Source organism: Methylobacterium sp. R2-1 (assembly GCF_014191355.1).
GTDB lineage: Bacteria > Pseudomonadota > Alphaproteobacteria > Rhizobiales > Beijerinckiaceae > Methylobacterium.
In genome coordinates, this window is record NZ_JACHWM010000004.1 from 91141 (window position 1) to 116022 (window position 24882).

At 66.7% G+C, this 24882-nt stretch carries 18 protein-coding genes, 1 tRNA gene and 1 pseudogene; 7 read left to right on the forward strand and 13 right to left on the reverse strand.

The window, feature by feature from the left end; translation table 11 throughout:
* Positions 1-241 precede the first annotated feature (241 nt).
* From recQ to rpsT, 6 genes are all read right to left on the reverse strand, one after another.
* Complete coding sequence (recQ, locus tag FHU13_RS07215) at positions 242-2089, reverse strand: DNA helicase RecQ (protein WP_183435198.1); 1848 nt, start codon at positions 2087-2089, stop codon at positions 242-244.
* Between the two features lie 258 nt (positions 2090-2347).
* Entirely contained in the window at positions 2348-2632 is a 285-nt protein-coding gene (locus FHU13_RS07220; RefSeq protein ID WP_312889563.1) for a LysE family transporter, read from the reverse strand.
* Between the two features lie 98 nt (positions 2633-2730).
* On the reverse strand, positions 2731-3888 hold the full coding sequence (gene recF / locus FHU13_RS07225) for a DNA replication/repair protein RecF (RefSeq protein ID WP_183435199.1): 1158 nt from the start codon (positions 3886-3888) through the stop codon (positions 2731-2733).
* Positions 3889-3928: 40 nt separating this feature from the next.
* Positions 3929-5050, reverse strand: coding sequence for a DNA polymerase III subunit beta (dnaN, locus tag FHU13_RS07230; protein ID WP_183435200.1), 1122 nt, complete (start codon positions 5048-5050; stop codon positions 3929-3931).
* A 334-nt stretch (positions 5051-5384) separates the two neighbouring features.
* Positions 5385-6890 (reverse strand): chromosomal replication initiator protein DnaA, encoded by a 1506-nt coding sequence (dnaA, locus tag FHU13_RS07235; protein WP_183435406.1) that lies wholly within the window; start codon positions 6888-6890, stop codon positions 5385-5387.
* A gap of 744 nt (positions 6891-7634) precedes the next feature.
* Positions 7635-7901, reverse strand: a complete 267-nt coding sequence (rpsT, locus tag FHU13_RS07240; RefSeq protein ID WP_183435201.1) for a 30S ribosomal protein S20 — start codon at positions 7899-7901, stop codon at positions 7635-7637.
* Positions 7902-8184: 283 nt separating this feature from the next.
* Between rpsT and FHU13_RS07245 the strand changes: the two genes are divergently transcribed.
* Both FHU13_RS07245 and FHU13_RS07250 read left to right on the forward strand, forming a co-directional pair.
* Positions 8185-8259 (forward strand) — tRNA-Thr (locus FHU13_RS07245).
* Between the two features lie 778 nt (positions 8260-9037).
* Positions 9038-11368, forward strand: a complete 2331-nt coding sequence (locus FHU13_RS07250) for a PAS domain-containing protein (RefSeq protein WP_246714533.1) — start codon at positions 9038-9040, stop codon at positions 11366-11368.
* A gap of 172 nt (positions 11369-11540) precedes the next feature.
* Here FHU13_RS07250 and FHU13_RS07255 read toward each other — a convergent pair whose 3' ends face one another.
* Positions 11541-12320 (reverse strand): Crp/Fnr family transcriptional regulator, encoded by a 780-nt coding sequence (locus FHU13_RS07255; protein WP_246714534.1) that lies wholly within the window; start codon positions 12318-12320, stop codon positions 11541-11543.
* A gap of 433 nt (positions 12321-12753) precedes the next feature.
* Here FHU13_RS07255 and FHU13_RS07260 point away from each other — a divergent pair, with 433 nt between their 5' ends.
* The 3 genes and pseudogenes from FHU13_RS07260 to FHU13_RS07270 all read left to right on the forward strand — a co-directional run bounded on the left by FHU13_RS07260 (position 12754) and on the right by FHU13_RS07270 (position 16149).
* Positions 12754-14652 (forward strand): MHYT domain-containing protein, encoded by a 1899-nt coding sequence (locus FHU13_RS07260; protein WP_183435203.1) that lies wholly within the window; start codon positions 12754-12756, stop codon positions 14650-14652.
* Positions 14653-14654: 2 nt separating this feature from the next.
* Positions 14655-15106: pseudogene (locus tag FHU13_RS07265) on the forward strand (response regulator).
* The gene (locus tag FHU13_RS07270; RefSeq protein ID WP_183435204.1) at positions 15103-16149 is read left to right on the forward strand and encodes a sensor histidine kinase; all 1047 of its coding nucleotides are present in this window, start codon (positions 15103-15105) and stop codon (positions 16147-16149) included. The pseudogene FHU13_RS07265 and the gene FHU13_RS07270 overlap by 4 nt, the downstream one beginning before the upstream one ends.
* An 83-nt stretch (positions 16150-16232) precedes the next feature.
* Here FHU13_RS07270 and FHU13_RS07275 read toward each other — a convergent pair whose 3' ends face one another.
* Positions 16233-16499 (reverse strand): hypothetical protein, encoded by a 267-nt coding sequence (locus FHU13_RS07275; protein ID WP_183435205.1) that lies wholly within the window; start codon positions 16497-16499, stop codon positions 16233-16235.
* A 132-nt stretch (positions 16500-16631) separates the two neighbouring features.
* Positions 16632-18599 (reverse strand): cytochrome C oxidase Cbb3, encoded by a 1968-nt coding sequence (locus FHU13_RS07280; protein ID WP_183435206.1) that lies wholly within the window; start codon positions 18597-18599, stop codon positions 16632-16634.
* A 282-nt stretch (positions 18600-18881) separates the two neighbouring features.
* Between FHU13_RS07280 and FHU13_RS07285 the strand changes: the two genes are divergently transcribed.
* Positions 18882-19628, forward strand: coding sequence for a sigma-70 family RNA polymerase sigma factor (locus FHU13_RS07285; protein WP_183435207.1), 747 nt, complete (start codon positions 18882-18884; stop codon positions 19626-19628).
* A 47-nt stretch (positions 19629-19675) separates the two neighbouring features.
* Here FHU13_RS07285 and FHU13_RS07290 read toward each other — a convergent pair whose 3' ends face one another.
* The 4 genes from FHU13_RS07290 to ilvN form a co-directional block, all read right to left on the reverse strand.
* Positions 19676-20515, reverse strand: a complete 840-nt coding sequence (locus FHU13_RS07290; protein ID WP_183435208.1) for a class II glutamine amidotransferase — start codon at positions 20513-20515, stop codon at positions 19676-19678.
* Positions 20516-20654: 139 nt separating this feature from the next.
* Positions 20655-22424, reverse strand: a complete 1770-nt coding sequence (locus FHU13_RS07295) for an N-acetylglutaminylglutamine amidotransferase (RefSeq protein ID WP_183435209.1) — start codon at positions 22422-22424, stop codon at positions 20655-20657.
* 185 nt (positions 22425-22609) lie between these two features.
* Complete coding sequence (locus FHU13_RS07300) at positions 22610-23254, reverse strand: glutathione S-transferase family protein (protein ID WP_183435210.1); 645 nt, start codon at positions 23252-23254, stop codon at positions 22610-22612.
* Positions 23255-23318: 64 nt separating this feature from the next.
* The gene (gene ilvN / locus FHU13_RS07305) at positions 23319-23861 is read right to left on the reverse strand and encodes an acetolactate synthase small subunit (protein WP_183435211.1); all 543 of its coding nucleotides are present in this window, start codon (positions 23859-23861) and stop codon (positions 23319-23321) included.
* Positions 23862-23988: 127 nt separating this feature from the next.
* Between ilvN and FHU13_RS07310 the strand changes: the two genes are divergently transcribed.
* Positions 23989-24867 (forward strand): bifunctional 2-polyprenyl-6-hydroxyphenol methylase/3-demethylubiquinol 3-O-methyltransferase UbiG, encoded by an 879-nt coding sequence (locus FHU13_RS07310; RefSeq protein WP_246714536.1) that lies wholly within the window; start codon positions 23989-23991, stop codon positions 24865-24867.
* Positions 24868-24882 lie beyond the last annotated feature (15 nt).

A 24882-nucleotide genomic window follows, 5' to 3' on the forward strand; every position in this document is an offset into this window, starting at 1 on the left:
GCGGGCCGCCCCGCCGAGTCGCCGATCGGTGGGCGAGAGGACGGACAGACTGTGAAACGGCGGTGTTGGATCGTTTCCGAATTATGCTCCACCTCTCGCCGTACGCCGTCATCGCGAGCGGCTGCGAAGCGATCCAGGGCGCGACATCTGCGGGGAGGGCACACTCTGGATTGCCACGGCTTCGCCTCGCAATGAGGGAAGAGGCGCCCAGGCCACCGGGGCAGATGCCGAGTGAGGCGCCTCAGCCAGCCTTTTTGGCGTCGTCCAGAAACTCGCGGATCGCATCGGTGAACCGCTCGCCGTAGGCCTCGCGCTTGCGCTCGCCGACGCCGTGGACCGTGCGCAGGGCCCAGAGATCGATGGGCTTCGCGCGCGCCATCTCGATCAGGGTGCGGTCTGGGAACACCATGAAGGCGGCGATGCCCTCGGCCCGGGCGATGGTGGCCCGCAAGCCCCGCAGGTGCTGGAACAGCGCCTCGTCCGGCTCGCTCAGCGCATTCGCGTTGTCGTCACGCGGCGCCGAACGGCGGCTACGCGGTTCGGCCTTCTTCGGCTCGGGATCGGGCCGCACCTCGATCGTCTCGCGCCCGAACAGGATCGCCTCACCCTTCTCGGTCATGACAAGGCCGCCATAGCCGTCGGTGTTCTCGGCGACCGCTCCGGCGGCGAAGAGCTGGCGCAGCAGGGCGCGCCACGCCGCCACCGGCTTGTCGGCGCCGACGCCGAAGGTTTTCAGCGCCGCGTGCCCGTTGCGGCGGATCGGCTCGCTCTCCTTGCCGTGGACGACATCGCAGACATAGGCGGCACCGAAGCGCTGGCCGGTGCGCACGATCGCCGACAGCAGTTTCTGGGCCGCCACGGTCCCATCGATGAGCGAGACGCCGCTGCGGCACAGGTCGCACCGGCCACAGCGCTCGCTCGCTTCGCCGAAATAGCCCAGCAGCGACTGGCGGCGGCAGGCAGCACCCTCGCAGAGCGCAATCATCGCCTCGAGCTTGCGCCGCTCGACCCGGCGGCGCTCCTCAGAGATCTCCTTTTCGTCAATCTGCCGGCGGCGCAGCGCCATGTCGTCGAGGCCGTAGAGGGTCAGGGTGTCGGAGGGCAGGCCGTCGCGCCCGGCGCGGCCGATCTCTTGATAATAGCCCTCGATGTTGGTCGGCATGTCGGCGTGGCAGACAAAGCGGACGTCCGGCTTGTTGATGCCCATGCCGAAGGCGATCGTGGCCGTCATCACGACACCGTCCTCCTGCAGGAAGGTGTCCTGGTTCTTCGCCCGCGTGCCCTGATCGAGCCCAGCATGGTAGGGCAGGGCGTTGAACCCGTCTCCCTTCAGACTGTCGGCGAGCTGCTCCACCCGCTTGCGTGACGAGCAGTAGATGATGCCGCTCTCCGCGCGGCGGTCGCGGAGGAAGCGTTCCAACTGGCGGGTCGGATTGTCTTTGGGCTGGAAGGTCAGCCGGATGTTCGGCCGGTCGAAGGAATGGACGAATGTTTTCGGGGGCCGGCTGGCCGGGAACAGCCGCTCGGCAATCTCAGCGCGGGTCGCCGCGTCGGCGGTGGCGGTGAGTGCGAGGGTCTGGACGTTGCCGAGCGCCTCGCGGGCGCGGGCGATCTCGCGGTACTCGGGACGGAAGTCGTGGCCCCATTGCGAGACGCAATGCGCCTCGTCCACTGCGAGCCGCCGCACGCCGGCCCCGCACAGGGCCTCCATGCAACCGTCCATCAGCAGGCGTTCGGGCGAGACGAACAACAGCCGCAGGTCGCCGGAGCGTATCTTGCGCCACGTCTCCCGCGAGGTCGCCTCCGCGACCGTCGAATTGAGGGTTGCGGCCTCGATGCCGAAGGCGCGCATCTGCTGGACCTGATCGTGCATCAGCGCGATCAGCGGCGAGACCACCACCGTGAGGTCCGCATCGACCAGCGCGGGCAACTGATAGGTCATCGACTTGCCCGAGCCCGTCGGCATCACCGCGAACACATCGGCGCCGTCGAGCACGGCTCCGATCACCTCGTCCTGACCGGGACGGAAGTCGTCGTAGCCGAAAGTTTTTTTCAGCGCGGCACGGGCCTCGTCGAGGCGTCTGGACATGGTGTCTCGATGGCTGGATTTCGGACGGGACCGCTAGGCGAAGCGTGTCGGTTCAGGACGACGCCGAGCCTACAACGGCAACGCGACGGCTGCAGCCGGGACCTGCGACCATGCCCCTGACAAGCGTCCTCAGGACCGACCGGATCGCGGAGCAGTTGGCGGCTCGGTAGCGGATTGGCAAGATCGAAACCATGCGTGTGGCGTTCGCCAAGGTGTTGCGCCTCTATGAGGCGTCGCTTGCGGATGACGCCGTATCGCCTACGCCGGGTTGCCGAGCGTCAACGCCAAGCCACCGAGGAACATCCGCGGCCCGTTCTCGCCGCGCACCGACTCACCGGCGATGGACTCGACCGGCGCAGTCCAGGCACGCCACGCCAGGTAGGCGAGGTAGGCTGCGCCGAGGTAACGGATGTCGATGAAGAGGGCGGCAAAGCTCTGAGCGAGCAGCGCGAAGCCGGTCGCTGCGACCGAGAACCAGAGCAAATCGCCAACGAGGAACCCCGCGATGAAGGCAGAAACGCCGTGGGTACCACGCGCCAGCACACGGGCGACAAAGGAAAAAAACGCCCGGCCCCGGTGAGGCGTCCGCAACCGCGTAGACGGCAGCGAACAGCGCCAGGCTCGACAGCGGCATTTGCGCTTCAACCGGCTTCCGGCGCCACGATGCGCCCGTCCGCAATATTGACCATGTCGGCCCGGCCTTCCAACTCGGCGAACAGGGCCGGATCGGCGCCCGTCATCCAGACCTGGCCCTCCAGCGCTTCGAGCGCGTCGAACAGCCCGGCGCGCCGCCGCGGATCGAGATGAGCGGCGACCTCGTCGAGGAGGATGAGAGGCGTCAGCCCGCTCATCGCCCGCACGAGGCGGGCATGGGCCAGCACGAGGCCGATCAGCAGCGCCTTCTGCTCGCCGGTGGAGGCCGTGGCGGCGGGCACGTCCTTGGGGCCATGGCGGACGACGAGGTCGGTGGTTTGCGGTCCGATCAGGGTGCGGCCGGCCGCACGGTCGCGGTGACGGCCCTGCATCAGCGCGCGGCGGAAGCGATCCTCCGCCTCCAGGGCCGGCCAGACCGCAACAAGATCGTCGAGATCACCTTCTAGCCGTAGGGAAGCCCACGGAAAGGGCGCGGCATCGTCCCGCGTTTCCGCGATCAGCCGGTCGAGGCGCTCCACCGTCTCGCGCCGGGCGAGTGCTACGGCGACGCCGAGTTCGGCCACCTCGCGTTCCACCGCATCGAGCCAGCGGCCATCATCCGGTCGCTCGTCGAGCAGGCGGTTGCGTGAGCGCAGGGCCCGCTCCATCGCCGAGACGCGGGCGCCGTGGCCGGCATCGACGGCGAGGACGAGCCGGTCGAGGAAGCGGCGCCGGTCGCCTGCGGCGCCGCGAAAGAGGCCGTCGAAATCCGGGGTCAGCCAGACGATCCGCAGGAACTCCGAGAAGGCGACGGGGGAGGGGGCGGGCGCTCCGTCGATCCGACAGACCCGGTTGCCGCGCCCGTCATAGCCCGGCGGCTCGTAGCCGGAGCCGAGACGGTGCTCGGCCTCCGCCGTCTCGAGCGTCGCTGAGACAGCAAAACCGCCGGGCCCGCCGACGCGCGCCATCGTGGCGAGATCAGCCCGGCGCAGGCCACGGCCGGGACAGAACAGCGAGACTGCTTCCAGGATATTGGTCTTGCCCGCCCCGTTCTCGCCGACCAAAGCCACGAAGCGGCGCGCCGTGGTGAGGTCGAGATCGACGTGGTTACGGAAGTCGCGGGCGATCAGGCGGGTGAGGCGGGTGCCTCCCGTCAGCATGTGCATCGGAGCGATATATCCGATCCGGCCGTGGCCGGAAGCAGACTCACACGCGCATCGGCATCAGAACGTAGAGGGCCGGGGCACCATCCCGATCCTGGATCAGCGTCGGCGAGCCCGGATCGGCGAGCTTGAACAGGGCCGTGTCGCCCTGGAGCTGCGCGGTGATGTCGAGAAGATAGCGGGCGTTGAAGCCGATATCGAGGGCGGAAGCCTCGTAATCGACGTCCAGCTCCTCGGTCGCCGAGCCGGCATCCGGGTTGGTCACGGAAAGGGCGAGGCGGCCTTCGCCGATAGCGAGCTTGACCGCGCGGCCGCGCTCGGAGGAGATGGTCGAGACGCGGTCCACCGCCTTGGCGAAGGCGTCGCGCTCCACGGTCAGGCGCTTGTCGTTGCCGGTGGGGATCACGCGCTGGTAGTCGGGGAAGGTGCCGTCGATCAACTTCGAGATCAGGGTGACTCCGCCGGCAAAAGTCAGGCGGATCTTGGCCGGGGACAGCTCGACCTGCACGCTCTCGCCGCCATCGTCGACGAGCTTCTGGATCTCGGCCACGGCCTTGCGCGGCACGATGATGCCCGGCATGCCGCGGCTGCCCTCGGGGGCCTCGGTCTCGACCCGGGCGAGCCGGTGCCCATCGGTCGCCACGGCGCGCAGCTTCAGCGCTCCCTCGACCTCGAGGGTGTGGAAGTAGATGCCGTTGAGGTAGTAGCGCGTCTCCTCCGTCGAGATCGCGAACTGCGTCTTCTCGATGAGTTGCTTCAGCTCGGCCGCGGGAATGGCGAACGAATGCGGCAGCTCGCCCGCCGCGAGATCGGGAAAATCGCCCTCGGGCAGGGCGCCCAGCGCGAAGCGCGAGCGGCCGGAACGGATCGTCATCTGGCCCGTCTCGCCGGAAGTCTCCAACGAGACCTGCGCGCCCTCGGGCAGCTTGCGCACGATGTCGTAGATGACGTGGGCCGGCACCGTGGTGGCACCGGCATCGAGGACATCGGCGGCAACGGTCTCGGTCACCTCGATGTCGAGGTCGGTCGCCTTCAGCTGCAGACCGTTCTCGCCCGTGCGCAGCAGGACGTTTGAGAGGATCGGAATCGTGTTGCGCCGCTCCACCACCCGGTGGACGTGGCCGAGCGATTTCAGGAGGGCCGCGCGCTCGACTGTGACTCTCATCGGAAAACCCGTCGTCTCTTGAACAATCGGCCCGTCCGCCGTCGGTTAGGCCCGAAAACGAAGTGTCTCCCCCGAAACGGCCGCCCCGCCGTCGCGGCCGGAGGGCTGGTCGGTGACGGAACGTTTCGCGAGGCACTCCAGTGCGGAGTGGGCTCGGCAGCTTGGCGAAGCGCCCCCGCGAAGGCAAGGGCGGCGCCCGCGCTGTCCCGCTTCTCGGTGACGTGAGGCCTGGGGGTGTTTGATGCGACGCGCTGGCCCGGCCGCGACCTGAGAGAACGCGGCCGGCCGTCGTGGGCTAGGGCCGGAGCGAACCCGGCCCCGCCTCGATCGGCCGTCAATCCTGAAGCATGCGCTTCAGCAGCTCGACCTCGTCGCCGAGCACTGCATCCTCGCCGATCTGCTTCTCGATCTTGCGCACCGCGTGCAGCACGGTGGTGTGATCGCGCCCGCCGAAGCGGCGGCCGATCTCAGGCAGGGAGCGCAGGGTCAGCACCTTCGACAGATACATCGCGATCTGGCGCGGCTTCACAACGGCGGCAGTCCGACGCTCGGAAAGGATGTCGGAACGCGAGACGTTGTAGCGCGAGGCCACCAGCTTCTGGATGTCCTCGATCTTCACCCGCTTTGGCTCGCGGTTCTTCACGAGATCGCGGATCGCGGTCTCAGCGGTCTCCACGGTGACCGGTGCCCCTGTCAGCGTGGCGTGGGCCAGGAGCCGGTTCACCGCACCTTCGAGGTCGCGGCCATTGGCGGTGATCGCCCGAGCCACGTAGGCCGAAACGGCCGGCGAGACTTCGAAGTTCGGGTGGCTCTGCCGTACGGCGTCGAGCCGGGCGGAGAGGATTGAGGCACGAAGCCCCTCATCCAGGCCGCCGATCTCGACGACGAGGCCACCGGCGAGGCGCGAGCGCACGCGCTCGTCGAGCGCTTCCAGCTCCGTCGGCGGCCGGTCGGAGGCGACCACCACCTGACGCCCAGAATCGATCAGCGCGTTGAGGGTGTGACCGAACTCGGTCTGGATCGACTTGCCCTGGATGAACTGCACGTCGTCGAGGATGAGCAGGTCAATCGCCCGCAGGCGCTCCTTGAAGGCAAGAGCGTTCTGCGTCTTCAGGGCGTTGACGAAGCCGTACATGAAGCGGTCGGCGGTGAGGTAGATCACCCGGCGCCCGGCCTCGCGGGCGGCATGGCCGGCGGCGTGAAGCAGGTGCGTCTTGCCGAGGCCCACGCCGGCATGGACATAGAGCGGATTGTAGAGCGCGCCGTCGCCGTCACTGCGGGCGATCCGCTCCGCCGCGGCATGGGCGAGCGCGTTGGAGCGGCCCACGACGAAGTTTGCGAAGGTAAGCCGCGCATCGAGCGGTGCGCCGTTGAGATCGACGGCGGCCGAATCGCCGCGGGACGAGGCGATCTCGGTCTCGACCAGCGGGCCGGGCCCCTGGAGCGCGGCTGGCGTCGCATTCGCATGAAGGCGGGTCAGCGGCCCGCTCGTCGGGTTCGACTTCGCATGGACGCCGGTATTCGGGCGGGCCGGAGCGGACGGGCCGCGCACGCCGACCTCGATGCGGCTTACCGCGTCAGCCTCGGCCCGGAAGGTCGTCAGCACGCGATCAAGATAGTGCGACTCGATCCAGCTCTTGAGGAACCGGGTCGGGACGGTGAGGCGGGCGACGCCCCCCTCGACACCCTCCAGTTCGAGGCGGGCGAACCAGCTCGCGAACACGTCTTCGCCAAGCTCGGCTCGCAGCCGCCGCTTCACCCGCGTCCAAGCAGCGGGAAGATCGACGCTCCCCCTGCCGTTTCCGCCATCGCCGTCCGACATGCTGCCGTCGAGGTGCATCACCGTGTCTCCTCGCATCCGAGCCGGCTGACCGGAGTGGATGCGTACGCATACGCCACACGAGAGAAGGCAACGCCCGATGCGGGCGGTGCCGAGAGTGGCCACGGCGCTGTCAAGAGGGACGCCGCGGACCACCGCTAAAGATGGCTGTGTATCAACAATCCTCTATCGTTCTCCTAACAGCGGGACGATCGGGGAAAACATCTGCGCCCTCACCGAGTCGTCAGCCTGGGGCCGAAGAGTCGAAGGCCTGCCCGCAACTTGGGGACGACTCTGGGGCTGCCGGCGATGAACTTGTCGAACGGCCGGGCCAGCAACGTTTCATTAAGCTACACGGCCAGCGTGGCCGTGCGCAACGGAGACCATTTCAAGCATGGTTAACCATGCCCTGCCGAGGCGTCGGCGGGTCCGTTGCAATAGGCGATTCGGGATAACGTGGCGTGATCTGTGGAGAAGAGCGGCGAGCCGGTGAACAACCGGGGCTGGCCAGTTCGTGCGCCGGGTCACTCTATCCGTCGGACGCTGGCTCACGACAGCTTCGCGGCGCGCGGCCAGGAAGGGTGGAACCGAGCGCCATCACGCTCACCAGCCTGCTGTCGTAGCCGTGGTAAACCGCCTCGCGGCGGGATGGCAGGCACGAAAAAAAGCCCGGCCTAAAAAGGCCGGGCTCGATTCGTCATTGTCTCGGCCGGAACGTTCCCAAAGCCCTTCCCTCGGGAAGAACAGGAAGCCGTCAGACGCCGATCAGGCGGCGATTGCCTTCACGCGGGCGGCGAGGCGAGAGACCTTCCGCGACGCATTGTTCTTGTGAACGATGCCGTGCTGGGCAGCGCGCATGATCTCCGGCTCGGCGGCGCGGAGAGCGGAGAGGGCTTGGCCCTGATCACCGGTGGCGATCGCCTCCTCGACCTTGCGGACGAAGGTGCGCATCCGGGAACGGCGCGAGCGGTTGATCGCCGTACGCTTGGCGATCTTGCGGGTCATCTTCTTGGCCGACACGGTGTTGGCCATGGGGCATCCTCGTCTGGTCGTGGCGGCAATAACCCGGCCCGGAAGCACCGGTGTCGGTCAGCGCGGCCTGATGATAAGCAAAGGCGAAACGACCGGGCGCAGCAATGCGACCGGACGTGGAGGCCGCTCTATAGCGATGCCCCCGTGATCCGTCAACAAATCGTCACGTCAGCCGGCTCTCTCACCGTTCGTGCATTTTGTTCGATGGAAGAGCGTTGCCAAGCGGAATTCGATCGGCTAATGCCGCGTTCAGTTCGGCGGCGGCAGCGCCCCCCGACACCGCGCTGCGGTAGCTCAGTGGTAGAGCACCTCATTGGTAATGAGGAGGTCGAGAGTTCAATCCTCTCTCGCAGCACCATTCTTCCCCATCATTAATCTCTGACTGTTCCGTGATCGATCCAAGCTTTGGGGTCGGTCTGGCACTGCATGTCGATGGGTCCAACGAAATTCGGGACTTCTGTCGCGGGCTTGCGACCGGCATGCTTTGCGCGGCCATCCGGAAGCAAGTCCAGCTTTTCCAAGCCGTTACTAAAAGTACATTTCACTAAATTCGCAACAATTGATCGATTTACTATATGTAATGCGTAGAATATTATCTAATTTTCATCTAAGCTGTAAAATCGCGCAGTGCTTCACTAAGAGCGGGGTTCCGCAACGAGAGTGCAGCGTCTGCGGCCGACGGTACCTACCCCGAGTATGCAGGTGGTAGTGCCTCGATCAAAATATTGCCTGTCGCCGGTTTGCTGACGGTCATATTATCGGCCTCTCGAAAGGCACAACATTTTCGCTGGTGCGTTGTGGAGGAAATGGCTGCACCTTGACGAGAATTCCCTCCGTCACGGCGGCAAGCCCACGACGATTTTATCTCTGTTGTTGCGCTTGGAGGGTAAGGAATTGCGTTATTTCCGATCGAACTATACTGAGAAATTGAGTTTTAAGCGCTTAAATTAGCACGATGATGCTCGGTTTTTCCAGTGACCATTTTCTGACTGACCTCAGCTTGGCTCGATCGGAATCGGATCGTCGCGGTTCAACGTGATCTGAGTTGTCGCTGCGGGCCATGTAGGAATCCCTCAATTGCGCATGGTTCGGTCGATGCTGCGCTTCGCGGCAGGGCCGGTGCGGGAGTTCAGCCGATGAGCGCCTCAGCGATGTGCCAGGGCAAGACACGGCGCTGTTTGCCCGATCTTTCGGCAATAGAGAGCATCGCGGCCGTGCCGGCCATGCTCGACATCATATGTCATATCACCGGTTTGGGCTTCGCCGCTGTTGCGCGGATTACCAACGATGCGTGGCAGGCCTGCAGCGTCAGGGACAATGTCGGCTTCGGCCTTCGGGAGAGCGACGTTCTGCGCGCTGACACGGTGCCATGCCGGGAGGTGCGGCAGCATCGCCGGCCGATCGTCATCAGTGATGCGGGACCTGGCCAAGCAGTGCGCCGGCTTTCGAGTTCGGAGCGCTTCGGCTTTCGCAGCTACATCTCGTTTCCGATCACGATGCCGGACGGGAGCCTGTTCGGGACACTCTGCGCCATCGGCGCGACGCCCGCCCGACTGGATCAGCCGGAGATTCGCGAGGTGTTCGAGCAGTTCTCCGAGCTCATCGGGCTTCAACTCGATCTGCAGCAGCGATCGTCGGGACCCGCCGACCAGCCGCGGAAGGACGCCGTCATGGCGTCGTCGGGGGAAGACGAGCCACTGGCCACTTTGATCGAACACCTGCCGGTCGGCGTGGGAATGTTCGGGCCGGAGGGTCACGCTCTCATCGACAACCCCGTTCTGCGTCGCTTCCTCCCGCAGGGCCGTGTACCCGGCGCCGATAACGGCGCCGACACACGGTGGACGGGATACGCGGCGGATGGCACCGTTCTCGATCCACGCGACTATCCGTTCGCAAGAGCGTTGCGCGGCGATGCCGCGCTGTGCGCACGCTTCCTGTATCGAGCAGCCGACGGATCCGAGAGCTGGACACGGATCAGTGGACTGCCCGTCGGAAGCCGTGCCGCACGGACGTCGCCGCCGAGCGGGTCGGAGCCGGCCGTGCTCCTCATCGTCGAGGAAGAGCACGAAGCGCGGCGGACGGAGGAGGCACTTCGTAAGAGCGAGGCTCGGCTGCAGGCCGCCGTCGATTTGGTCGGCCTGTCCTCCTTCAGCTGGGACCCGGCAACGGGAGAGCTGAACTGGGACGCGCGCCTCAAAGCGATCTGGGGGCTGCCGCCCGATGCACATGTCGATCGAGCTGTCTGGCTCTCAGCGGTCCACCTCGAGGACCGTCCGCGGGTGGAGGAAGCGATTGCGCGGTGCAGCGACCCGGCGGGAGATGGCGTCTACAACATCGAGCACCGCGTGATCGGGGTCGAAGACGGTGTCGAGCGCTGGGTCGCCACGCACGGCCGTACCGCGTTCGAGAACGGCCGACCCGCTGAATTCGTCGGCGTGGCGCTCGAGATTACGGAGCGGAAACGCGACGAGACCACACGTCGCGAGAACGAGGAGCGCTTCCGGCGGTTCGCCGAACATTCGACCAACGTCCTCTGGCTCGCCAATCTCGAGAGCCGCCGCCTGACCTATCTCAGCCGTGCCCTCCGACACGTATGGGGCGTCGCGCCGGAGCGAATGACCGCGATCGATAGCTGGCTTGCAACGCTCCATCCTGATGACCGAGACAGTGCGAACCGCACGATCGAGCAAGTTAGGGGCGGCGATGTCGTCGTGTTGGAGTACCGCATCCTGCGCCCCTCCGACGGCACCGTTCGGCGGATCCGCGACACTTTCTTTCCGATCCGGAGCGAGGATGGCCAAATCCGCCACATGGGCGGCATCGCCGAGGATGTGACAGGCCGTACCGGCGCGCGGATCTACGTGGTGGACGAGGACCCGGCATCGCGACAAGCGCTGCTCACCTTGCTGCAGCCGGCCGGCTACGAGGTTCAGGTCTTCGCCAACGCAGCCGCGCTGGCGGAGATCGCGGGATCTCTGCAGCCGGGCTGCGTGATCCTCGATATCGAGGCCACCGGACCCGAAAGTCTCACGGTCGCCAAGGCGCTCAAGGCCGGGGGACTGGCGCTCCCCGTGCTCGTGAGCGGACGCAGCCACGGCGATGTCGGCTTCGGCGTTCGCGCCATGAAGGCCGGCGCCGTTGATTATCTCGAGAAGCCATGGCAGCCCGCAGCGCTGCTCACCGCAGTTTCTGCCGCCTTGGCCGAACTGCGCACCGATACGGAGCGAAGCCAAGCGCGCGACGACGCCAAGCTTCGTATCGCCGCCTTGTCGGCGCGGGAACGGGAGGTGCTGGAGGGCTTGCTGGCCGGCGGCACGAACAAGTCGATCGGCCGAGCCCTCGGCCTCAGTCCCCGCACCGTCGAGATCCACCGAGCCCGCGTCATGGAGGCGCTCGGCGTCAAAACCCTTCCGGAGGCGGTGCTGATGGCAGCCAGAGCCGGGGTGCAGCCGACCGAAGGCCTCTGACGGACCTCGTCCGAATCTTCGCCAGACGCACCCTCGCGGGCGTTTCCGGCTGTCTGTTCGAGAGGAGTTGCTGGAGCACTTTCCGACGAAGCGGATGCCGATCCGGCGAAAAAAGCGCGTCAAAAGAAAGATCTAGAGACGCCGGCCCGATGCAATCGGGTCGGATACCGCTCTAGGCGGCCGGGCGATCGCTGGCAGAGGGGCGAAGCGGCGTCGCCGCGGGTTTGAGATAGGACGCGTCGTATTCGGCCAGCGCCTTGAGCCCATCGGGCCTCAGGATCGTGAGCCTGCGACCGGAAAGCTCGATAAGCCCATCACGGCGCAGCTTCTGCAGAACGCGGTTGACGTGCACGCATGACATCCCGAGCGTATCGGCGAGATCGGCCTGCGTGATGGGGAAGCTGTACTGGTTCTCCGAGGCGAGACCGGTCGTGCGAAGGCGCAGCAGCATCTCGCACAGAAAGTGGGCCAAACGCTCCGGACCGGACCGAGAGCCGAGATTGGTGATCCACTCTCGTAAGGTTGCAGCCTCTGTCAGCCGGGCTATCTGCAGCGCGCGGCCGATCCGTGGGCGTCGGCGGATCAGGTCCTCGTATTCCGAGCGCGGAACGAGTGCGAGACGACAGGCGGTCAGCGTTCCAAGGGCGCAGTCGAGGGGCAGCCGGAAATTGAGATCGAGTTCGAACAGGTCGCCGGGCAGAAGATAGGCCGTAATCTGGCGCCGTCCGTTCGTGAGAAACTTGTAGCGGCAGGCGAAGCCGTCGAGGACCAGAATGGCGCTTTCCGGAATGTCGGATTGATGCAGGAGCGGGGTCTGCGCCGGATAGCGGCGAGCGTTCGCCGCCAAGCCGTCAAGTTCGCGGATGTCGCCGGATGTCAGCTCGACATATGTCGCGAGCTTGCGTCGCAAAGGATTGCCGGAGTCGGACTCGGCCGGTTCGGTCCGGAGCAAGCCGTCTTCGGCCGTATGAGAATCTACAGCCTGCTTCTCATCGGGCGGCGCGTGAACCGACGCTGGCGTGAGAAGGGTCGTGACGAGGCGATTCGGTTGAAATGACCGCATTCGACTTTGATACTCAATGGCACAGGCTACCGACTATGCGGCCCGTCGTCCATTGCCGCATCCGGCACTCACCTTAGGTAGTCCCACACGATTGGGAGGTTGTGCACGGGCCGGCGACGCATGCTGCTCGGCGATTGCTTGCGCCGCGGCACCAGCGCGCCGGATCGCTGTGACCCACGATGGCGTCAAACGCCGGAGCAATGTAACTTAGGCTATTCTCGGGCGGTTGTGCCGCGCCCGGCTCGCATCGCTGCGGTTCTTGGATCCGATTCAGCGATGCCCAACGCGCGCGACCCGTATGTCTCCGAGTTTTGACACGACGATGGTTCACACCGGCTACAACCCGGCTCTCGTGGCGCTGTCCCTCGCCATCGCCGTGCTCGCCTCCTACACGGCGCTCGACCTCGGCGGGCGCATGCGCGGCGCCGGATCGCGCCTGCGCTGGGCTTGGCTCCTCGGCGCCGCCGTCGCGATGGGGGGCGGCATCTGGTCGATGCACTTCGTCGGGATGCTGGCCTTCGAAATGGGCCTGCCCGCTGCCTACGATCTCGGCAGGACGCTGCTGTCGCTGCTGATCGCCATCGGGGTGACCGGGGCGGCTCTGGCGTGGGTCGGCCGCAGCAAGGCCCGCCGCTGGGATGTCCTCGTCGCCGGCCCGGTCATGGGGATCGGAGTCGCAGCGATGCATTATACCGGGATGGCCGCGATGCGGATGCCCGGTAATCTCGCCTACAGCCTACCCGTTGTGGCCTTGTCCGTCGGGATCGCCGTCGTGGCCGCGACCGTCGCCCTGTGGCTGACCTTCCGGCCGACAGGCGTCTGGCAGCGGTTCGTGGCCGCCCTGGTCATGGGCGTGGCGGTGGCCGGGATGCATTACACCGGCATGGCGGCGGCGACCATCACCGCCGAGGACGGGGGCGTCCATTCCGCTCATCTGGCCGCGACGGGCGTCGATCAGCAGAACCTCGCCCTCTCCGTCGCGGGCGTCACCCTGGTCATCCTGTTCCTCGCCATGCTTGCCTCCGCTTTCGACCAGCAGCGGATCCAGCGCGAGCTGCGAGCGAGCGAGGAACGTTTTCGCGCTGCCGTGCAGGCCGTGCGCGGCGTGCTGTGGACCAACGATCCGCAGGGGCGGATGACCGGCGAGCAGCCCGGCTGGGCCGCACTGACCGGGCAGACCCGCACCGGGTACGAGGGGCACGGCTGGGCCGACGCCGTTCACCCGGACGACCGGCAGCCGACGGTCGAGGCCTGGAACGCGACGGTCGCGACCCGCAGCACCTTCGTCCACGAGCACCGGGTGCGCGCCCGGGACGGGCTGTGGCGACACTTTTCCATCCGCGCCGTCCCCGTGCTCGAAGTGGATGGGGCCATCCGCGAATGGGTCGGCGTCCACACGGACATCACGGAACAGCGCGAGGCCGAGGCCGAGTTGCGGGAGTCGAACGAGGAGATCCAGCGCTACGCCTACATCGTCAGTCACGACCTGCGCGCGCCGCTCGTCAACGTGATGGGCTTCACGAGCGAGTTGGAGGCGGTGCGCGAGGAATTGCGCATCCTTTTGCGCGACCATCCGCAAGGCACGCGGATCGACGACGACATCGCCGAGTCGCTGAGCTTCATCCAGGCGGCGATCATCAAGATGGAGCCGCTGATTGCAGCGATCCTGAAACTGTCGCGGGAGGGACGACGCCGATTCAATCCGGAGCCGCTCGCGATGACGCTTCTCGTCCGCGCCATCGCCGACGCGCAGCGCCATCAGGCCGACCGCAAGGGTGCGACGGTAAACGTCGCGGAGGAACTCCCCGAGATCGTGGCCGACCGCCTCGCCGTCGAGCAGGTATTCGGCAACCTCATCGACAACGCCCTCAAGTATCTCGATCCGGCCCGGCCAGGGAAGATCGAGATTACGGCTAGGCCTGCACCCGCCAACCGCATTCATTACGCCGTGTCCGACAATGGCCGGGGCATAGCGCCCCAGGATCATGGCCGCATCTTCGAACTGTTCCGGCGCTCCGGCGCGCAGGACCAGCCGGGGGAGGGGATCGGACTCGCCAGCGTGAAGGCGCTGGTGCGCGCGCTCGGCGGCCAGATCGAGGTGTCCTCGCAGCCGGGCACGGGCACAACCTTTATCGTGACGCTGCCCCGCGAGCCGGTTACAGGCCGAAGCGAGACGGCGATGTCGAATCCTCCCGAAACGATGTCCCTGGCCGCGGAGTGACCATGCAGCCGCCCTTCCACGCCGTCAGCATCGTAATGATCGAGGATGACGAGGGTCATGCCCGGCTGATCGAGCGCAATATCCGCCGGGCGGGCGTGAACAACGAGATCGTGCCCTTCCGCGACGGCACCTCGGCGCTCGAATTCCTGTTCGGTTCGGTTCGGACGGGACCGGCGAGGTGAGCGGCCGGCGCCACCTCCTGATCCTGCTCGACCTCAACCTGCCGGACATGACCGGCATCGACATTCTGGAACGGATCAAGGCCAATCCGCACACCAGGCGCTCACCGGTCGTCGTCCTGACGACAACCGACGATAGTCGCGAAGTCCAGCGCTGCTACGATCTCGGGGCGAACGTCTACATCACCAAGCCGGTCAACTACGAAGGCTTCTCGAACGCGATCCGTCAGCTCGGGCTGTTCTTCTCGGTCATCCAGGTTCCCGAGATCTCATGAGCGACGCGAGCCCGGCCTCGGCCCTCATCCTCTATATCGACGACGATCCCGGTCTCGGGCGCCTCGTTCAGCGCTCGCTCCGGGCGCGGGGATACGACGTCGAGCTGGCCGTGAGCGGCGAGGACGGGCTGGCGCGAGCGCGGACCGGCGGCGTCGATCTCATCGCCCTCGACCATCACATGCCCGATCGGACCGGGCTTGACCTGTTGCCGCTGCTCCGTGGCCTGCCGGACGCACCGCCGGTCATTTACGTCACCGGCTCCGAAGACAGCCGGGTTGCGGTTGCGGCCCTCAAGGCGGGTGCGGTCGATTATGTCTGGAAGGACCTTCAGGGACAGTTCCGTGAGCTGCTCGGGGAGGCGGTCGACACGGCCCTGCGCCAGGAGGCGTTGCGGCGTGACAAGGAGCGGGCGGAAGCGGCGGTTCGTGAGGCGCGCGACCGAGCGGAGCTTCTCCTGCGCGAGGTGAATCACCGTGTCGCGAACTCCCTGACCCTCGTCGCTGCGCTCGCCCGCATGCAGACGAACGCGGTCGCGGACCCGGCTGCCAAGCAGGCTCTGGAGGAGATGCAGGCCCGCATCTCGGCCATCGCCGGCATCCATCGCCGGCTCTACACCTCGCAAGATGTGGAGGCCGTGGAACTCGACGCCTACCTGACGGGACTCGTCGAGGAGTTGCAGCTTGCCATGAAGGCGTCCGGACGCGACCACGCCATCCGTCTCCAGGCGGAGCCGATTCGGCTCGCCACCGACAAGGCGGTGTCCCTCGGGGTCGTCGTCACCGAACTGGTCACCAGCGCCTACAAATATGCCTACCCGTCCGAGACGCAGGGGGAGATCCGTGTCCGGGTCAGGCGCGAAGGGCCGCGCACGCTCTCGCTCGCCGTCGAGGATGACGGCATCGGCTGGACGGGCGAGGGCGAGGTGAAGGGAACCGGTCTCGGGTCGCGCATCATCCGGGCAATGGCTTCCAACCTGCGCTCAGTGCTGACCTACGCGCCCGGCCGGATCGGGACGCGGGCCGTGCTGTCCTTCCAGACCTGAGGTCGGACGATCGCTCCGGCACGCGACGGCCGGTTTCTAAGGGGGCAGCAGCTCAAACCCGCAAGCGGCTGAGGGACAGGCGCTCAAAACCGTCGGCACCGAACCGCCTCGTCGGTGAGTGAAGTAGGCACAACCTGTCCGCCCGCCGCCTCGCAGGTCGAACGGAACGACCTTTCGGACCGGTGAAACCCCCAGATGGCGATCATCGGCGCGACCATGATGAAGACGGTCATACCCATGATGAAGGCGGGGAACCAGTCCGGCATCCGCCGGGAGGAGGGCGGCTCCGGGCGGATCGGTGGCATGGGTGCCAGGAAGGCCAGGAGCGGGAGCAGGTCCAAGGCGCTCATGGTTCGGACTCTCTCGCGGGGCGACGCGAGCCGCCAAGGCCAGTCGTCTCGAGAATAACTCACCGTGACCGCATCCGGTCACCGCAAAAACCGATGGCGATGCGTCGCAGGAGAGGGTCGCGAGCGGGGTCGTCAAGGTACCGGCACCGGCTCAGTCAGCCCGTCGATCGAGAGCAGATAGCCAACGAGATCCGTCTGCTCCTCAGCGCTCACCCCAGCCTGCGAATCCGCCCAATAGGCGTGGCCCTGGCCGGTGACGCGGGCGGTCCGCGCCTTCTGTGAGGCGGCATTCGCGGCGACGACCTTCGCACGAAGGTCACGATCGACCAGGGCCCTCAGGCTGTTGGTCGGATCGGGCGCAACGCCCGCATCGAGTGAGCCCGGAACGCCGAGCTGCTTCTCGATATCGGGTCCGACGGCGACACCGGAATCGTGAAGATAAGGCGCACTCCAGGCGAGACCGACGAGATTCTGCACCTTGTAACCGCCCTTGGTGCCGGCATGCGCCCAGGCGAGTTGCACCTGCTTGAGGGCGTCCCCTTCCAAGGGAATCGGCACGATCTTCGGCTCGGGCGGGAGCGGGAAAGGGGTGTCCGTGGCAAAGATGGCCGGGGGTGCGAGGTGCGCCTCCATCCGCACCGTCGAGCGCGCACGACTCGGCTGTGTGCCGATCTCCTCCACGGGGATGACCCTGTGGTTGCTGAGTGCCGGCCCGGAATGACAACCGGCGCAGCCCATGCGCTCGAAGACCGCGCGACCTCGCTTCACCCGCTCGGTGTCGGCGCCAGCGGAGGCCTCAGGCGCGCGGAGGAGGTTCTGAAAGGCCGACATCGCGTTGTTGGCGTAGTTGGCGGGCTCCCCCGGAGCCGAGGCCAGAAGTCCATTGTCGGTCAGGTAGTTGGTGGCCGGGAAGCTCGGAAGCACAGCGTAGCTGTTGAGGCCCGGCGTCCCCGGAGTCGGATCGGCTGCCCTCAGCACGTCGGTCGGGCGCTTTCGCGAGGCGGGATCGTAGCGCAGGGGCGCCGCCGCCGCGCCTTGCAGGACCGTGCCGAGATAGACCTGCGGATCGAGCCCGAACAGGGTCTTCGCGGCTCGCGTCTGCTGCGTCGTGTCGGAATTGGCGGCGTGGACATTGTTGTTGAGCGCAGACAATCCCTTGAACGGTCCGATACCGGCACGTCCGCTCCAGCTATAGGGCTCGGCGTAAGCCGAGAAGCTCGACGGGATCGAGGTCGGGTTCGTCTCGCGGTCGGCAGAGGAATCGAAGCTGCCGGCGGGCCAGCTTGCGACCTCGATCTTGGCCGCGGCCTCGAAGCCGGCGCGGTCGGGTAGCGAGGCCTTCACCCCATCCTCGGTCGTCACCGCGTGGGCCGGTTTCCCCGGATGGACGGTTGGATCGGCGCTCCCATGCATGAAGTAGGCGGTCGCGTTGCTCGCGAGCGCCATCAGCAGGCCGGCATTGAGATCCGTGTTGGGCGCGCCCTCCACGACCTTGCCCGAGCTCGGATCGACCGCCGCGTGACAGAGGGCGCAGGTGATCCCCATGCGCAAGTGTCCGCCGTCGTAGAAGGTGCGGATGCCGAGGATGAAGGGCGAACCTGGCTGCACGTCGAGTCCGGTCGGGACGAGGTCACCCCTCTTCCAGACCCTATCACCCACGGTCACGTCGCGAGCCATGCGGACCTGGAGATTGGTCGTGCCGGAGCCCCCAAGCAGGAGGATGGCACGGGCGACTTCATAGGGTGTCAGTCCGCCGTCGAGCATCCCCATCACGTCGGAGAGAAACACCTCGTTGCCGAAGGTCTCGCGATAGAAGGCTTCCCGGCCGCGCTTCACCAGCGCTTCGTCGATCGCGACCGCGCCTTTCTCGGCGGACAAAGCGTCGCGTCCCTCCGGCGTGGCATTCAGCCGCTCAGCCTCAGCCCGTGCGACGCGCCGGCCGAGGATGTCATACGCAGTTCTCAGCGGGTAGCGTTCGGGGTTCAGCAGATCGCTCTCGTTCGGCATCGGCGCATAGCTGAAGCGCGCGACTGAGCTGAGTGCGAGAACAGCCCCGGTCGCAATGGTTGAGATCAGAAGAAGGCGAAAGGCGCGAGCCATTAGGGCGCTTTTTCCTCGTGGCAATGAGGTCAAACAAGGTGCAGTCGCACTTAGGCCATCGACATAGGTCGGGTGCGACAGGCAAGAACGTAGGTGAGGTCGTCTTAGATGCGCCCCAAACGTCGCAGGTCGGATTTCGAACCCTTCACGTGCATCTGGATAGCGATACGGTCTTTTGAGCTCTGATAATCTATGTTGGCGCGGGGGGAGGCAAATCGCGGGACAAGTCCGGCGCGGGGGCAGAGGCTCCTGCGCAAGTCCGTGATCTGCCACAGGACCTTGATGCCACAGACTGCCCTCGACGACCTTGCATCGCCGCTTGATGACGAGGTGCCGACGCTGCCCCCTGAGGTCCAGCAGCGCCTCGGGGCCCTTCTCGCCGAAGCCTACGCACGTATGCCGGGCAGTCCGAACGCCGAAGCCGGCCACTTCGATGCTCTGCTGGCGCGCTTGGAGACTGTGCTCGTCGCCCAGGAGGGCAAGGACGAGGAGTCGTTCCGGGCCGCCATCATCGAGATGACGCCGCGTCTCTACAACTTCGCCATGTCGCTGACGAAGAACCCGTCGGCCGCCGACGATCTCGTCCAGGACACGTTTCTTCGGGCTTGGCGAAGCCGCTCGCGCTTCACCGTCGGCACAAATCTCGGCGCGTGGCTGTTCACGATCATGCGCAACGCCTTCTACTCGCGCCACCGTAAGGAGGTGCGCGAGGTCGCCGACAGCGACGGCGACTACGCCGAGCGCCTCGCCGCTGCGCCCGAGCAATCGGGCCATATCGATCTGATGGATGCGCAGACCGCGCTCGCCAAGCTACCGCTGCCGATGCGGCAAGCACTTATCCTCGTGGCGATCGAGAACCTCAGCTACGAGGAGGCGGCGACCGTGATGAACTGCCGCATCGGCACGGTGAAGAGCCGTGTCTGGCGCGCCCGGGAGCAGCTCGCGCAGATCCTCGGCTACAGCGCCGCCGACGTCGGGTCGGACGGCATGACCCTGTCCGCCGTCGGCGGCTCGACTTGGATGGCGTAGCCGCCCACGATTGATCGGCGCCGAGCGAGGCCCGGCGCCGTGTTCCGTCAGGCGCTCATCTGCAATTGCAATTGTGGCAGGCGGGACGTCCGGGCGAGACCGAACTCCTTCAGCGACACGACCTCGACCAGCGCGTCCTTGCGGGCGATCACGACGCTGTTGTCCGGAACCGGCGTCCAGGTCGCGTGCTCCTTGTCGAGGGGCTCCGAGACCACGACGACTCCGTCCGCGGACTGCCGGTAATACATGCTGTTGGCCGCGTCATTGGCTGCGTAGCGGAAGGCGTAAAGGTCGCGCCCATCGGCAAGCGCTGCGGTGAAGCGGAACGGGTGACCGCCCTCGATGCCGCCGACCATCTCCGTGACGTTGGCGAGCGCCAGCGCCGTCGCGGTGATCGGGTCGCGCTTCACCTCCGAGGCCATCAGGCCCTGCCCGAGGATCGCCAGGAACAGCGCCTCGGAATCCGTTGTGCCGTTGCGCGACGGATAGAGTTCGTCCGGGATCAGCGCCTCGATCGGCCGACGCAGCCGCGCCCAATCGCCGACATAGCCGTTATGCATGAACAGCCACGGACCACAGGCGAAGGGATGGCAGTTTGGCCGGGTGATCGGTGTGCCCGTCGCCGCGCGCACATGGGCGAAGAACAAGTGCGAGTGCAGGTGGCGGCAGATGTAGCGCAGGTTCTCGTCGGACCATGCCGGCTGTACCTCGCGAAAGCGGCCGGGCTCGGGATGGTCACCGTACCAGCCGAGGCCGAAGCCGTCGCCGTTGGTGCTCGCGGTCGATTCGAGTGCCTTGATGCTCTGCGAAACCAGGGAATGCGCCGGCTCGGTTACGTAATGCTCGAGCGGGATCGTGCGGCCTCTATAAGCGATCCAGCGACACATCGTTTCCGGTCTCCCGCAGCGTTCCAGCGCATCACGCATCGGGGATGATCGTGGAGAATCCGCGTCACCTTGAGCGCAGCCACTCGCGCCGACGGATGCTCGACGCAAGGGGTCATGGGTGCAACGCGGGAGCGGCCGATCAGATGCCGTGCGATTGCAGCCAGGCTTCGAGCAGGGCGACCTGCCAGAGCTTGGAATTGCCCTTCGGCGTCAGCGTCCCGTCGGGATCGGCGAGCAGGTGATCCACGTAAGGGCGGTTGAAGATCCCGCGCTCGCGGGCCGCCGGACGGTCGAGCACGTCGCGCACGAAGTCCATGAACGGCCCGCGGATGTGCTTCAGGGCCGGGACCGGGAAGTAGCCTTTGGGCCGGTCGATCACCTCGGACGGCACCACCGCGCGGGCGGCCTCCTTGAGGATGAACTTGCCGCCGTCGCGCACCTTCAGCTCGGCGGGGATGCGGGCGGCGAGTTCCACGAGTTCGTGGTCGAGGAAGGGAACGCGCGCCTCGAGCCCGCAGGCCATCGTCATGTTGTCGACCCGCTTGACCGGATCGTCGACGAGCATGATCCGCTGGTCGAGGTCGAGGGTCTTGTCGATGGCGCTCGCGCTCCTCGAATCGGCGAAAAAGCGGGCGATGAAGTCGCGGCTGTAATCCTCGTCGACGAAATCGGGGGTGAGCGCCTCGCGCATCTCCGCGTGGTCCCGGTCGAAATAGGCGCGCGCGTAGTCCGCTGTCGGATCAGTCGAGCCCATCAGCTTCGGGTACCAATGGTAGCCGCCGAATACCTCATCGGCGCCCTGACCGCTCTGGATCACCTTCACGTGCTTGGCGACCTCCTCCGACAGGAGCAGGAACGCCACCGCATCGTGGCTCATCTGCGGCTCGGCCATGGCATGGATCGCCGCCGGCAGGGCCTCCAGCGTGCGGGAACCGTCCACGACGAGCTTGGCGTGATCGGTCTCGAACCGCTCGGCGATGATGTCGGAGTACTTGAATTCGTCACCCTCGACGCCGTTCACCGCATCGAAGCCGACCGAGAAGGTCTTCAACCCGCTCTGGCCGTTCTTCGCCAACAGAGCGACGATCACCGACGAATCGAGACCACCCGAGAGCAAAACGCCGGTCGGCACGTCGGCGATCTGGCGGCGGGCAACCGCAATGCCGAGCGCATCCAACACCGCCGCGCGCCAGTCCGCCTCCGTCATGTGGCGGTCTTCGTCACGCGGACCGACGGTCAGCGTCCAGTAGGTTTCTTCCTGGCGGGAGCCGTCGGGCTCGAAGGTCAGGGTCGTGGCCGGATGGACCTTCCGCACACCCTTGAGGATCGTCAGCGGCGCCGGCACGCCCGCGTGCCAGCTCATGTAGTGGTGAAGGGCCACCTTATCGATCGTCGTATCGACGTCGCCCGCCGCGAGCAGAGCCGGCAGGGAGGAGGCGAAGCGGAAGCGCTTGCCGGTCTCGCCGTAGTAGAGCGGCTTGATGCCGAGCCGGTCCCGGGCGAGCGTCACGCGGCCCGAGTCGCGCTCGTGAACCGCGAAGACGAACATACCGAGGAAGCGCTTCACGCAATCCCGGCCCCAGGCATGGAACGCCTTGAGCACGACCTCGGTGTCGCTCGTCGAGAAGAAGCGGTAGCCCTTGGCGACAAGCTCCTCGCGCAGGTCCTTGTAGTTGTAGATGCAGCCGTTGAAGACGATCGAGAGGCCGAGCTCGGCATCGATCATCGGCTGCTGGCCGGCTTCCGACAGGTCGATGATCTTCAGACGGCAGTGGCCGAACAGGACGCCACCCTGGCCGTGGAGCCCGCCGGCGTCAGGGCCGCGGGAGCGCAGAACCTCCATCATCGCCCGCACGGCGTTCGGATCGGCCGCACCGCCGAAATTGATCTCTCCGCAGATCCCGCACATCGCCGCCGGCCGTCCTCGTCTCGTCCTGGGTGCCCAAACTTGAGCGTCAGAACCGGGCGGCGCCCGATGCGTTCCCTTCCGCCCGCAAAACCCTCAGCTTCGTTCGATGCCGCACGGCAGCGCCGCTCGGCTCGCTCTGGCCTAGCGATTTTCGAGCTATCGTCGAATGGATCGGCGCCGGCGCCTCAGGCCGGCAACGTCAGCCCCTCGCGGGCGAAGACCGCCCGGACGGCAGGGCGCTCGGCCATCCGGCGGGCGTGCGCCGTCCAGGCCGGGAAGCGGGCCGGCATGTCGAAGCCGATGGAGGGGCCGCGGGCCCAGATCCAGAACACCATCAGGTAGGGATCGACGACGCTGTAGCGCTCGCCGAGCGCCCAGCCTCCATTCGAGAGCCGCACCTCGGTCATGGTGCAGAGATCGCCGAAGGTGTCGGCGCCCTTCGCCCGGATCTCGGGGAAGGCCGCTTCGTCGGCGCTGTAGCGCTCGGGCCGGCGGACATGGGCGAAGGCAATGTGGTGCCCGGTCGAGAGCCATGCCATCCATTCATCGGCGATCGCCTGCCCTCGCGGATCCTTGGGCAGCAATCCGGCCTCCGGATGCGAGCGGGCGAGGTGACGCAGGATCGCCGCGTTCTCGGTCAGCACCCAGCCATCCTCGTAGAGCGCCGGCACGCGCCCACGCTCATTGACGGCGAGGTATTCCGGTGCCCGCTGATCGCCCTTGGCGAGGTCGAGGCGGATCGTCTCATAGGGCGCGCCGATCTCCTCCAGGACGATGTGAGAGGCGAGCGAGCAGGCGCCGGGCGCGTAGTAGAGGGTGCGGGTGGTCATGGGCCTTCTTGATCGCTGCGGACGACGCCTTCCGTAGAATAGCGCCGCCCGCGGCAATGCCCAGCTACAGCGGCTCCGCGCCACGCCCCATCGCGGCGATGCCGGTGCGGGAGATCTCCACGAGGCCGATCACCGAAAGCAGGCGAATGAAGCGGTCGATCTCCTCGGTCGAACCGGTCAGCTCGAACACGAAGGAGTTCAGCGTGGCGTCGAGGGTGCGGGCGCCGAAGGCGGCGGCGAGGCGCAGGGCCTCGCTCCGGTGCTCGCCGGTGCCGGCCACCTTCACGAGGCAGAGTTCGCGCTCAAGCGCCTGCCCCTGGAGCGTCAGGTCGACGACGCGGTGGACCGGGACGAGGCGGTCGAGTTGCGCCTTGATCTGGTCGATCACGGCGTTGGTGCCGGTGGTGACGATGGTGATGCGCGAGAGGTGACGTGCCTCTTCCGTCTCGGAGACCGTCAGGCTCTCGATGTTGTAGCCGCGGCCGGAGAACAGGCCGGCGATGCGGGCGAGCGCGCCGGGCTCGTTGTCCACGATCACCGCCAGGGTGTGGCGGTTGACGGTCTCGATCCGCGTTGGCTCGGAGTAGTGGCTGTTCATCGCGTTCATCGTCTGGCGTTCCTCAACTTGAACCCTGCGTGATTCTGCTTTCGCCACCTCAGGTCAGCACCGCAATGCTGGACCCGCCTGCCGGTGGCGTGATACCGGCCGCGCCATGGATCGGCGCCAGCGTGTCTTGAATCTCGTCCTGCCGCAGGGCCGAACCGGCGTCGAGATCGGCCCCCTCACGAACCCTCTCATCCTCAAGGAGGAGGGCGACGTGCTCTACGCCGACCACCTGCCGACGGACGAGCTGCGCCGCCAGTACAACGGCCATCCGACGCTCGGCCCGGCCGGTACCGACGGCATCCATCCCGTCGATATCGTCCTGGGGGAGGGCGGCCTGTCGGACGCGCTCGGTCCGCGCGGGCCGGTCGATTACATCGTGGCCTCGCACGTCGTCGAGCACGTCCCCAATCCCGTCCGCTGGCTGCGCGAGGCGGGTGACGCCCTGCGCGAGGGTGGCGTGTTCTGCCTCATCGTGCCCGACAAGCGCTTCACCTTCGACCACTTCCGCACACCGACGACGGCCGGCGCGCTGGTCGCCGCCCATCTCGCCGGCCTGCGCAAGCCGCCACTCGCCACCGTCTACGAGCACTTCGCCCGCACGAGCCCGGTCGACGCTGGTGCGATTTGGAAGGGCAGCTCCGTGACGTGCAAGCCGATCAGCGGCGGTCCGACCGAAGCCCTGTCCATCGCTGCCGGCATCGCCGAGACGGGTGCCTCGGTCGATGTGCACTGCGCGGTGTTCACGCCCTGCAGCTTCGCCCGGATCCTCGCGGAGCTGATCGGCCTCGACCTGCTGCCTTTCGAATGCGCGGCCCTGGAGCCGACCCGCCCGCGGGAGAGCGAGTTCTTCGTACTCCTTCGCAAATGCACCGACCGAGCGGCGGCGGAACGTGCCGCGACCGTGCCGCGCCTCGATCCGAGCCGCCACGACGCGCTGCCACGGCCGACATGGCCGCAGCGGATCGGCCTGCGACTTCCGCGACGCTGGCACCGGGCCTTCCGCTAAGGGAAGGTCCGACGC